Raw genomic sequence first — 11,799 nt, forward strand, 5'->3', positions numbered from 1 at the left:
TCCTTATTTATTTTATTTGAAAATTACCCTGTGGAATACTTTCTTTCCTTTTTGAATAATTAAATCTTTTTCTAATAGGTTGCCAGAAATTTCTAGGGATGGATCTTCAACTTTTTTGTCATTTACTTTAATTCCACCTTGTTGAATCAATCTTCTAGCTTCACCATTTGATTTGGTGATTCCAAGATGACTTAATAGGTTTAAAAGTCCAGGATTTTCTTCCATGAAAGATTTTTCAACTTCTGTGCTAGGCATGTTTTCATCCACTTGTCCCTTTGAGAATAAAGCCTTTGAAGTTTCTTGAGCTTCCTTAGCTTTTTCTTCACCATGAACTAATTTTACAATTTCATAGGCTAAAACTTCTTTAGCATGGTTGATTCTTTCGTCTTGGTATTTGGTTAATTCTTCTATTTCTTCACTTGGTAAGAATGTTAGTAGGTTTAAGAATTTCTTAACATCCCTGTCATCTGTATTTCTTAAGTATTGGTAAAGCTCATATGGAGAGGTTTTTTCTTCGTCTAACCACACAGCTCCGCCCATGGATTTACCCATTTTTTGACCGTCGGCTCTGGTTAAAAGTTTAAAGGTCATACCATATACTTGCTCTCCCTTGTGTTTTTTCACTAGGTCGGCACCACCAATGATATTTGCCCATTGGTCAGATCCACCCATTTGTAGCTTTGTACCGTGTTTTTCGTTCAATACTAAAAAGTCATAGGATTGTAAAAGCATATATGAAAATTCAAAGAATGATAATCCTCTTTCTAACCTATTTTTGTAGGCGTCTTTTTTAATCATTTCCCCAACGTTGAAGTGAACACCAACTTCTCTCATAAATTGTAAAAAGTTGATATTTAATAGCCAATCAGCGTTGTTCTCCATGCTTGCCTTGCCGTCAGAAAAGTCTAAAAATCTTTGGAATTGTTGGTAAAATCTATCTGCGTTATGGTCGATACGTTCTTTAGTCATTACCATTCTCATGTCAGATCTTCCAGAAGGGTCACCAATCATTGTTGTACCACCACCTAAAAGTACTAAAGGTTTATGCCCATAGGCTTGCATACGCATCATAACCATAATTTGAATAAAGTGTCCAATTGTCAATGAGTCAGCAGTTGCGTCAAATCCAATATAGAAGGAAACTTTCTCTTTGGCTAATAATTCTTTTAAATCTTCTTCATGAGTAGCTTGGTCTAAGTAACCTCTGGCTACTAATTCATCAAAAACATTGTCATGTTCTTTCTTGTAAATCATATTTCCTCCATAAAATTAATATTATAACCATTATATTTTAATAAAAAACTATAGTCAAATACTTATTTTTACAAAAAACTTTCCACTTTGTTATATAATAATTAGATAATTGAATTAGAAGAATCGACTTGATATAATTTTATTGATAAATGAATAAAAGTTAGGAGAAAAAATGGATAAGAATAAACAAGCTTATTATATTACAACACCAATATATTATCCTAATGGCAACTTGCACTTAGGACATACATACACAACTATTGTTGCTGATACTTTAAAAAGATATAAAAACATCCAAGGATATGATGCCTATTTAGTTACAGGTACTGACGAACATGGACAAAAAATACAAGATGAAGCTAAGCAAAGATCAATGACTCCTTTAGAGTTTACAGATGGTATAGTTGCTACTGTTAAAGATTTATGGAAAAAGTTGGAAATTGACTATGATCAATTTGTAAGATCAACAGATAAAAACCATGAAGAAAATGTAAAGAAAATATTCCAAAAACTTTATGACAAGGGTGATATCTATAAGGGTTTTTATGAAGGTTACTATTGTAAGCCTGATGAAGCTTTTTGGACAGAAACTCAATTAGATGAAGATGGAAATTGTCCAGTTTGCCATAGACCAGTTATAAAGCACCAAGAAGAATCCTACTTCTTCAAACTATCAAAATATACAGATAAAATTCTAGAACTTTATGAAAGTAATCCAGATTTTATCCTACCAGAAAGATCAAAAAATGAGATGGTTAACAACTTCTTAAAGAAAGGACTTGATGATTTATCAGTATCAAGACCTAAAAAATCTCTAGAATGGGGTGTGGAAGTTCCTTTTGATGAAGACCATGTTATTTATGTATGGATTGATGCTTTAAGTTGCTATTTAACAGGTATAGGCCTAGGTGAAGATGAAGAAAAGTTCAACCATTACTGGCCTGCAGGTGTTCATTTGATGAGTAAGGAAATAGTTAGGTTCCATACAATCATTTGGCCGGCCCTATTGATGGCTTTAGATTTAGAAATGCCTAAGCAAGTCTTTGCCCATGGTTGGATCTTGTTTGATGATACAAAGATGTCCAAATCCTTGGGTAATGTAGTTTATGCAGAGCCTTATATAGACCTGTATGGAATAGACGCTCTAAAATATTTTGTTTTAAGAGAATTTACCTTTGGTCAAGATGGGTCATTTACCAATGAAAAATTTATAAATAGAGTAAATTCTGACCTTGTAAATGACTTAGGTAACTTAGTTTCAAGAACCTTATCAATGGTTGATAAATACAATAATGGAATAGTTGTTGAAGCTAAAAAATCAGGTGAATTTGATGCAGACCTTATTGAACAAGCGGAGGCTACAATAACAAGAGTTGAAGAAGAAATGGATAAGTTTGCCTTCTCTTATGCCTTAGAAGAAATTTGGAAATTGGTTAGAAGAACGAACAAATACATCGATGAAACACAGCCATGGATACTAATCAAGGAAGACAAGGATAGACTTGATGCAGTCCTATACAACTTGGTGGAAAGTATTAGGATTATAAGTCAATTGATCCAACCATTCCTGCCACACACTTCAGAAGAAATATTTAAACAACTTGCTATAGAAAATTTTGGTTGGGACTCAGCAAGGAATTTTGGTGAGTATCCAGTAGGAAACAAGGTAAATAAGGGAGAAAACCTATTCCCAAGACTTGATTTAAAAGAAGAATTAGAAAAAATACAAGCAGCTAATGAAAAACTTTTCTTAGAAAGAAATTCAAAAACTGACAAAGAAGAAGAGGCATATATTGATTTTTCTGATTTTGAAAAGATTAACTTAAAAGTTGGTCTAATAAAGAGTGCAGAAGACCATCCAAAGGCTGACAAGCTATTAGTATTCAAAGTCCAAGTAGGAGATGAAGAAAGGACAATAGTTTCAGGCATCAAAGAATGGTACAAAAAAGAAGATTTAATTGGTAAAAAAGTTGTAGTTTTAACAAATCTACCTCCTAAAAAGTTAAGAGGTATCGAATCTCAAGGTATGATTCTAGCTGCTGAAAAAGATGGTGACCTTAGCTTGTTATCAGTTTTAGAAAATATAGAAGATGGAGCGGAAATATCATAATGTCAAAATATATAATTGATTCCCATGCCCACCTCTGCGATAGTAGGTTTGACGATGATAGGCAGGAAATAATAGAAAATTTGGAAAAAGATAAGGTGAAACTTGTTATAATACCGGGCACAGATTTAAAATCGAGTCTTGCTGCTGTAGATTTAGCAAACAAAAATGAAAGAATCTACGCTTTAGTGGGTACCCACCCTCATGATGCTAAGGATTATACAAAAAAAACTAGAGAGACTTACAAAAAATTAGCCTTAGATAACAAAAAAGTTTTAGCTATTGGAGAAATTGGCCTAGACTATCATTACGAATATTCTCCGGTAGAAAAACAAAAAGAAGTTTTTATAGACCAAATTGAACTAGCTAAAGAATTGGATTTACCAATAGTTATCCATTCTAGGGAAGCGTTTGAAGATACCTATCAAATATTAAAAGACCATGCTAAGGGGATGAAAGTTTTATTACATTCTTTCAACGAAACATGGGATGATTTAAAAAAATATTTAGATTTAGACTTCTATATTTCCTTAGGCGGAATGTCAACCTTCAAAAATGCAGACAATTTAGTTAGGGTAGCAGAAAGAGTACCAATAGATAGAGTTCTATTGGAAACAGATGCACCATATCTTACACCTGTTCCACACAGGGGAAAGAGGAATGAGCCTAAGTATACCCATTTTGTAGCTGAAAGATTAGCTAAAATGAGGGTAGAGGACTTATCTTATATAAAAGAAGAAACTAACAAAAATACTATGAAATTTTTTAGTATATTGGTATAGAAGATGGAAGATAATTTAAGTATAAAAGAAGTTATAGTTGTTGAAGGTAAAAGTGACATCATTGCTGTTAGAAGAGCTTTTGATAACAATATAAAAGTCGTAGCCAGCCATGGTCTAGGTTTAACACATGAGTTTTTGGAAGAACTTGTTAAATTAAATGAGAGAAAAGGAATCATAGTTTTAACAGATCCAGACTATGCTGGTAAAAGAATTGCAAATATTATAAGGGAATATGTTCCAAATGCTAAATTTGCAAGTATAGCCAAAAAAGATGCTAGTAAAAATTCTAATGTTGGTGTAGAAAATGCTTCTGATGAAGCTATAATAGAGGCTATAAAAAGAGCTAGGCCAGAGCTTGAAAGTGTAAGTGATGAATTTACCATGGAAGATTTAGTTGATAATAAACTCATAGGGGTAGATGGTTCTAAGGAAAGAAGGATAGACCTATGTAAAAAACTTTCCATCAACTATACTAATGGTAAGCAATTATTGGTTAAGCTAAATTCATTCGGTATTACTAGGGATGAATTTAACAAGGCCTTAGAGGAAGTAGGGGGATAAATGTCAAGAGAAAGATTATACTCACCTAAGGTAATTAAACAATTGTTAAAAGCTTTTGACTTTTCATTTTCAAAAGGCTTAGGACAGAACTTTCTAATTGATGGAAATGTTGTTAGGTCTATATCAGAAGGTGCTGAAATCTCAAAGGACGACTATGTTCTAGAAGTAGGGCCAGGCTTTGGTACTTTAACAGAAGAGCTTCTTATGAATGCTAAAAAGGTTGTGTCAGTAGAAATTGATGAAAGATTAAACCAGGTTTTGATGCAGACCTTATCTGGTTTTGATAATTTTGTCTTGGTTAATGCAGACATCTTAAAGGCGGACTTAAAGAGACTTGTAGAAGAACAGTTTAACAATCACTCCTTTAAAGTTGTTGCAAATTTACCTTATTACATCACAACCCCTATAATAGAGTTGTTCTTAAAAAGTGATTTACCAGTTGAATCTCTTACTGTAATGGTTCAAAAAGAAGTTGGAGATAGGATACTTGCTGAACCTGGAAATAAAACCTATGGATCTCTAACAGTCTTTACCCAATACTATGCAGATGCTAGCTTAGTTACCAGAGCTCCAAAGAGTGTTTTTATGCCACAGCCTAAGGTTGATAGCGTGGTTGTGAAATTAGACATGAAAAAAGAATTACCACAAGTTAATGAAAAAGTTTTCTTCAAATTGATGAGAGGAGCTTTTACTAAACGTAGAAAAAATATATTGAATTCACTTACCACTGATACATCTCTAGCTATAAATAAGGAAGAGATGAAAGCTATATTGGAGTCTTTAAACTTATCTACAAATTTAAGGGCAGAGGATTTATCCTATACAGACTACCTAAATATAGCCAAATTGGTTGAAAAAAAACATAAAGTTGATTAAAATATATTATACAGGGTAATAATTGTTTAGGCTTGATAAAAGAAGCGTAAATAAATAATAAAAAAGGAGATTCAAATGAAAAAAGTAACAGTATATACATCAAACACATGTCCTTATTGCGTAGCTGCAAAGGATTTCTTAACAGAAAACAATGTTGAGTTTGAAGAAAAAAATGTAACAGAAAGTTTAGACTATAGAGAAGAATTATTAGCAAAAGGATACAGAGGGGTACCTGTGTTAGTAATTGGTGATGAAGAAATAGTTGGTTTTGACCAAAATAGAATAAGTGAATTATTAGGATTATAAGATAAGAATAATAATTTAAAAGACCGAAAAAATGATTTTTTCGGTCTTTTTTATTTACTCGTTTAAAGCTTCTATTAAAACTTCCGGTTCGATTCCGTGGACGTAAGCTGCTTCTTCAACAGTTTCTAACTGGCTAGCAGGACATCCTATACAGGCAAAACCAAAAGACATTAAGGTTCCTAATGTTCTAGGCTTCAATGTGATTACATCAGCTAAAATCATATCTCCAGTAATCTCTATATCATTAAATTGATCTGTCATAATCCACCTCCCTTAAAATATATATATATGAAATCTTATTAAAATGATTATACTATAAAGGAAAATAAAAATAAACAAAAAATAAGTTGACAAGAGTCTCTATATTAGCTATAATTATTAATTTATTTGACTTTTGATTAGTGAAATGTTATAATTAAAATGTTATTAAACATGAAAGTGTGGTGATGTATATGAAGAGATCAGATGCATTGGCAGCAATCAGAAGTGAAGTAGAAGAAAATATCGGCAAAAAAGTACAACTAAGTGCTGATAAGGGTAGGAAGAAAATAGTTACTAGAGTGGGCTATATAGAAAATGCTTTTCCAAATATATTCACTGTTAGAGTGAGTAATGAATACGACGAAAGCTTAACTTTATCATATACCTATTCAGATATATTAACATCAACTGTAAAAATGAAGGTTGTAAGTTAAAAGTAAGCATCTTATGATGCTTTTTTATTTTTAAATACGGAGCTTAAAATGAACAATTTACCAATAGGGGTATTTGACTCGGGCTTGGGTGGTCTTACAGTTTTAAATGAATTAGTTAAAATATTACCTGAGGAAAAATTCATATATCTTGCTGATTTAAAATATAGTCCATACGGGGAAAAAAGTGAGCAAGAACTAGAACACATAGTCAAAAGAATACTCAAATATTTTGTAGAAAAACAAGTTAAATTGATTGTAGTTGCTTGTAATACTGCATCAACCCTAGATTTAATTAAAAAAAATGAATATGAAGGTATACCTATACTTAATGTTATAGATGCAGCAGTTGATGTAGTGGATGATGAAGTAAAAGATTTGTTGTTGATAGCGACGAAAAAAACAACGGAATCTAGCACCTATGATGAAAAAATAAAGATTAAGAATCCTAATATAAAATTAACCAAACAAGCTTGTCCGAAATTTGTTCCGGCTATAGAAGCAGGAGATTTAAGTGACGAAGATATTCAAGATATGGTTGACCAATATCTAGCAAAGTACAGAGAAAAAAAAATAGATGCTGCAATTCTTGGCTGCACCCACTATCCATTGTGGTATAACTTTATAGAAAAATCACTGAATCCTCAAGTGAAAATATATAATCCTGCGCAAAATTTAGCCCTAAAGGTAAAAGAGTTTTTGGAAAAAGAAAATTTCACAAATAAGGACGATTCTTATAAAATAGCGGTTTCTACAGGAATCAAGGAGGAGTTTGAAAAAAAATCTAAAAAAATATTAAAAAATTATAAATTCGACAAAGTAGAAGAAATTAATATAGATTTCTAGTTGTTTGTACTTTATTTAAGTTACTATATATAGTATAATTATATGGGAATAAATGTGCGAGGCCTAGAGATGAATGAAATTAGAAAAAATCAAATAAAAAGAATTTTAAATCAAGAAAAAAGAAAAAGAAAAGCTAAAATTAGATTGGTTGCAGGAGCTTTAGCGGTTTCCATGGGTCTTACTTTAGCTTATTTTTCTTTTTTTAATAAAAACAATGCAAGTGCAGACACTAGTGAGAGTGCGCCAGCAATTGAGAGTGTGAATGAATCAAATGAAGCTTATACAGACAAGGTGCTATCATACAAGATTGTTTCTGAAGATAGCCCTGCATACAAGGCTGTAAAAATTAATCCTGAGATTAGTTATAGGCTAAAAAAAGGCGATTATGTTGAGTTTTACGGCCAAAAAGATACATGGGCTAAAATATCTAAAAACAACCAGATAGCCTATATTCAATATGATAAACTAATAGCTAGCAAAGACAGTGAGTTAGTCGTAAAAAGAGGACTGTTAATGGATGGTAAAAATTACACCATACCAGAAGATTTTAATGAAGCATTTGATCCTGAGGTTGAAAATGCTCTACTGGTTATGATTGAAGCTATGAGAAGAGAAGGATATGACATAGGAGTTTCTAAGAAGTTACCTGAGAAAGATTATGAAAAACAGGAACTTGATAAGGATGCAGAATTTGACTATCCTGACTATAAAAACCATACCCTAAGAACGGGTAAATCTGTAGAGTTTTCTATCAAAGATAATAAATCTTTCAAAGAAAGTAATGAAGGTAGATGGCTACAAGCTAATGCTCATAAATTTGGATTCATTCTTAGATATCCTAGGGGAGAAGAAGCTGTAACAGGCTTTTATCCTAATGATAGGATTTATAGATATGTTGGTGTAGATATAGCTACAGATATGTACGAAAATGATATGACTCTAGAAGAATATTTTGATTTATAGGTGAAAGATGAGAGAAGAAATTAAAAATAAAATTTTATCTGGTGATTTTGGTGAAGTTTTATTAAATGAAGAACTTAAAAAATACACAACTATGCATATAGGTGGTCCTGCGGACATCCTAATTATGCCGGAAACTGAAGATCAATTGACAGGTCTTGTGAAGCTCTTAAAAGGAGAAGATACCCCTCTTACATTCATAGGAAGAGGATCTAACCTTCTTATCAGAGACAAGGGGATCAGAGGAGTAGTTGTTGTTTTAAGAGAAAATTATTCTAAAATAAAAGTAGAAGGAAATCTTGTAATAGCCCAAGCTGGGGCAGCCTTAAGAGATGCTGCTATAGCATCTTTTGAAAATTCTTTGACAGGCATGGAAGCTGTAAGTGGAATACCTGGATCAGTAGGTGGTGGTGTTATTATGAATGCTGGTGCCTACGGGACTGAGATGAAAGATATAATTAAGAATGTTAAAACTATGGATAAGGATGGAAATATAAAAGTTTATACAAATGAAGAGATGGATTTTTCATATAGACATTCCTTAGCAGGTGAAAAAGATCTTATAGTATTAGAAGCTAGCTTCGAGCTAAAAGAAGGCGATAGAGAAAAAATATATGAAGCTTTTGAGGGCTTTGATTATAAAAGGTCGTCAAGACAGCCTTTAGATAGGTATTCTGCAGGTTCTACCTTCAAGAGACCAGAGGGCTACTTTGCATCTAAGTTGATAGATGAGGCTGGTTTAAGAGGTTTCACAATAAATCAAGCCCAGGTTTCTGAAAAGCATACAGGATTTTTAATCAATATTGAAAACTCAACCTGTGAAAATATGTTAGAGTTAATTAAAGAAGTACAGAAAATAATAATGGACAAGTATTCAGTAAAACTTGAAAGAGAAGTAAAACTGATAGGTGAAGAATAAAAGGAGGTTAGCATGGAGATTATAATTATCACTGGCATGAGTGGTGCTGGCAAAACATCAGCTGTAAATATAGCTCAAGATAATGATTATACTAGTATTGATAATTTACCTCCAGAGCTAATATATTCATATATCGACTTATTAAATGATAAAGATCAAAAAATTGAAAAATTAGCCTTTGTTATAGATATAAGAGCAGGAAGTTTATTGTCTGGTATAGAAGAAGTTATTGGAGACCTTAGGAAACAAGGTCACAATCTTAAAGTTGTTTTTATAGATGCTAATGATGATGAATTGATAAGACGATACCAAGAAAAAAGAAGACCCCACCCTTACAAGGACATGGTTCTTGAAAATGCTATAAAAAAAGAAAGAGAAGACCTATTAAAAATTAGAGAATTATCAGATTATTATATAGATACTTCTTCTAATAGTTTAAATCAGTTGAATGCTAGGCTTTTAGAAATCTTACATGCGAAGAATGAAGCTAATCTTAAATTTGTTAGTTTCGGATTTAAATATGGAATATTAAAAGAGGCGGATTATATATTTGATGTTCGATTTATCGACAATCCTTTCTATATAAAAGAGTTAAAACATAAAACAGGTAAGGATGAAGAAGTTGTAAGATATGTTATGTCATATTCTAAAGCTGAAACTTTTGTTGAAAAAATAGTTGACCTTATAGATTATATAGCTCCTAGTTTTACTGAACAAAGTAAAAATAATTTATTAATTGGGATAGGTTGTACAGGTGGTCAACATAGGTCTGTAGCCATAGCTGAAAAACTACACAATACATTAAAAGAAAAATATAATTCATCCGTATTTCATAGAGATTCAGATAAATGGCATTAGGAGGGTGATGATGAAAGAGCATAGTGCTGGTGGAGTGGTCATAAAAGATGAAAAAGTACTGTTATTGAGAAAGTACTATGGTGACTGGGTTCTACCAAAAGGAAAAATTGAAAAAGGTGAAACTACTTCTATTACAGCAAAAAGGGAAGTTGAGGAGGAGTCGGGAGTAAAGGCGGAACCAGTAAGGAAAATTGGTTATGCCCGATATTACTACTACAACCAAAACAATCAAAAAGTATCTAAGCGAGTAGATTATTACCTTATGTCATACAAGGCAGGCGATTTAAAGCCTCAAAATGAAGAAGGATTTGCTTTAGCGGAGTTTATAGATTTTGACCAAGCGTTAATTAACTTAAAACATGATTCTGAAAAAAACATGGTAAAAAATGCTATAAAACAATATAAAAAAATAAGGGAAAAAGATGACATTTTCAAATGATATAAACAAGGAGCTTTCCCAGCTAAAAATTTCTAATAAGATAGAAGCCTTATTAGAACTATCTTCAATATTAAAGACAAATGCAAGCATTTCTATAAGAAATGCTTTTATTAATATTAACTTTAGTACGGAAAGTGAATATGTAGTTAAGAGGATTAACAATTTAATAAAATACATTTACGCTTATGAAGCTAATATATCTATAGTAAAAAATGACAACATCATGAAAGAGGGTCTATACAATTTGACTATAGAGGATGAAGAAATTGCTAATAGGATAATAAACGATAGCGGATTTGATTATTTTGGAAACTACCAAAGTAGCTTATCCACCTTATTTTCAAGGATAAAAAGTAGCCATAATGGAAGCTCGGCCTTTATAAGGGGAGCGTATCTTGGTTCGGGATCTATGGTAGACCCAAAAAAGAGTTATCTATTAGAGCTAGTCTTCTCAAAAGAAGAAGATGTGGAATTATTAAGTATGGTATTAGAGGAAGAAAATATTATTCCCTTATATAAAGAAAGAAAAGATAAAAAAATAGTTTATTTTAAAAATTCAGAGTATATATCGGACTTTTTAAATATTATAAAGGCAAATAAGGCCTTACTATCTTTAGAGAATGTAAAGGTGGAAAAAGATTTAAGGAATAATATTAATAGAAAAATGAATTTTGACATGGCTAATTTAAATAAAACTATACAAACTGCCATGAAACAGGTTCAATATATAGAAAGGCTTGAAAAAGAAAAAGCCTTACCAGAAGATTTAAAAGAATTAGCCTATATAAGGAAAGAAAATCCGGAATTATCTATAAAAGAGTTAGGGGAAATGATGAATCCACCATTAAAAAAGTCCTCTGTTGCTTATAAAATGAACAAAATAAAGAATTTAGCAAAAAAGTTTGACAAATGAGTTTTAACTTGCTAATATAGATACTGTCATCAAAAAAGACCTTGTTTATAGGCTTTAGAAAGAATAATTAAAAAAGTTCAAAAAAAGCTTGACAAAGTATTTTATAGGTGATAATATATATAAGTCGCTAAGAGAGAGATCTCTTTAAGACGATTTAATAAGAACCTAAACAAATAAATAGTCAAAACTTTTGAGTATAATAATTTCAAAATAAGCTAGATCAAACTTTAATTTGAGAGTTTGATCCTGGCTCAGGACGAACGCTGGCGGCGTGCTTAACACATGC

The 11,799-nt window shown here is 31.7% G+C and carries 14 protein-coding genes; 12 read left to right on the forward strand and 2 right to left on the reverse strand.

Annotated elements, in window-relative coordinates:
- Nucleotides 1-12: 12 nt before the first annotated feature.
- The gene (tyrS, locus tag C4Q29_RS05935) at nt 13-1,254 is read right to left on the reverse strand and encodes a tyrosine--tRNA ligase (protein WP_103981897.1); all 1,242 of its coding nucleotides are present in this window, start codon (nt 1,252-1,254) and stop codon (nt 13-15) included.
- Between the two features lie 172 nt (nt 1,255-1,426).
- Between tyrS and metG the strand changes: the two genes are divergently transcribed.
- The 5 genes from metG to C4Q29_RS05960 all read left to right on the forward strand — a co-directional run bounded on the left by metG (nt 1,427) and on the right by C4Q29_RS05960 (nt 5,886).
- Nucleotides 1,427-3,364 (forward strand): methionine--tRNA ligase, encoded by a 1,938-nt coding sequence (gene metG / locus C4Q29_RS05940; RefSeq protein ID WP_103981898.1) that lies wholly within the window; start codon nt 1,427-1,429, stop codon nt 3,362-3,364.
- Nucleotides 3,364-4,143: a TatD family hydrolase gene (locus C4Q29_RS05945; protein ID WP_103981899.1), complete on the forward strand. Its 780-nt coding sequence runs from the start codon at nt 3,364-3,366 to the stop codon at nt 4,141-4,143. Before metG ends, C4Q29_RS05945 begins: the two co-directional genes overlap by 1 nt.
- A 3-nt stretch (nt 4,144-4,146) precedes the next feature.
- Entirely contained in the window at nt 4,147-4,704 is a 558-nt protein-coding gene (gene rnmV, locus C4Q29_RS05950; protein ID WP_103981900.1) for a ribonuclease M5, read from the forward strand.
- Nucleotides 4,705-5,580, forward strand: a complete 876-nt coding sequence (gene rsmA, locus C4Q29_RS05955; protein ID WP_103981901.1) for a 16S rRNA (adenine(1518)-N(6)/adenine(1519)-N(6))-dimethyltransferase RsmA — start codon at nt 4,705-4,707, stop codon at nt 5,578-5,580.
- A gap of 75 nt (nt 5,581-5,655) precedes the next feature.
- Nucleotides 5,656-5,886 (forward strand): glutaredoxin family protein, encoded by a 231-nt coding sequence (locus C4Q29_RS05960; RefSeq protein WP_103981902.1) that lies wholly within the window; start codon nt 5,656-5,658, stop codon nt 5,884-5,886.
- A gap of 54 nt (nt 5,887-5,940) precedes the next feature.
- On the opposite strand, the gene C4Q29_RS05965 is transcribed toward C4Q29_RS05960, so the two are convergent.
- Nucleotides 5,941-6,147 carry a DUF1858 domain-containing protein gene (locus C4Q29_RS05965; RefSeq protein WP_234994065.1) on the reverse strand — a complete coding sequence of 69 codons (207 nt, stop codon included), beginning with the start codon at nt 6,145-6,147 and terminating at the stop codon, nt 5,941-5,943.
- 191 nt (nt 6,148-6,338) lie between these two features.
- Between C4Q29_RS05965 and C4Q29_RS05970 the strand changes: the two genes are divergently transcribed.
- From C4Q29_RS05970 to whiA, 7 genes are all read left to right on the forward strand, one after another.
- On the forward strand, nt 6,339-6,581 hold the full coding sequence (locus tag C4Q29_RS05970; protein WP_103981903.1) for a Veg family protein: 243 nt from the start codon (nt 6,339-6,341) through the stop codon (nt 6,579-6,581).
- Nucleotides 6,582-6,629: 48 nt separating this feature from the next.
- On the forward strand, nt 6,630-7,424 hold the full coding sequence (gene murI, locus C4Q29_RS05975; protein WP_103981904.1) for a glutamate racemase: 795 nt from the start codon (nt 6,630-6,632) through the stop codon (nt 7,422-7,424).
- Between the two features lie 69 nt (nt 7,425-7,493).
- Nucleotides 7,494-8,387 carry a D-alanyl-D-alanine carboxypeptidase family protein gene (locus C4Q29_RS05980; RefSeq protein ID WP_111428214.1) on the forward strand — a complete coding sequence of 298 codons (894 nt, stop codon included), beginning with the start codon at nt 7,494-7,496 and terminating at the stop codon, nt 8,385-8,387.
- A 7-nt stretch (nt 8,388-8,394) separates the two neighbouring features.
- Nucleotides 8,395-9,303 (forward strand): UDP-N-acetylmuramate dehydrogenase, encoded by a 909-nt coding sequence (murB, locus tag C4Q29_RS05985; RefSeq protein ID WP_103981906.1) that lies wholly within the window; start codon nt 8,395-8,397, stop codon nt 9,301-9,303.
- A gap of 12 nt (nt 9,304-9,315) precedes the next feature.
- Complete coding sequence (gene rapZ, locus C4Q29_RS05990; RefSeq protein WP_103981907.1) at nt 9,316-10,161, forward strand: RNase adapter RapZ; 846 nt, start codon at nt 9,316-9,318, stop codon at nt 10,159-10,161.
- A gap of 10 nt (nt 10,162-10,171) precedes the next feature.
- The gene (locus C4Q29_RS05995) at nt 10,172-10,600 is read left to right on the forward strand and encodes an NUDIX hydrolase (protein WP_103981908.1); all 429 of its coding nucleotides are present in this window, start codon (nt 10,172-10,174) and stop codon (nt 10,598-10,600) included.
- Nucleotides 10,584-11,513, forward strand: coding sequence for a DNA-binding protein WhiA (gene whiA / locus C4Q29_RS06000; RefSeq protein ID WP_103981909.1), 930 nt, complete (start codon nt 10,584-10,586; stop codon nt 11,511-11,513). Before C4Q29_RS05995 ends, whiA begins: the two co-directional genes overlap by 17 nt.
- The last annotated feature ends 286 nt before the right edge of the window (nt 11,514-11,799 follow it).

The sequence above is a fragment of the Helcococcus massiliensis genome (assembly GCF_900258485.1).
GTDB lineage: Bacteria > Bacillota > Clostridia > Tissierellales > Peptoniphilaceae > Helcococcus > Helcococcus massiliensis.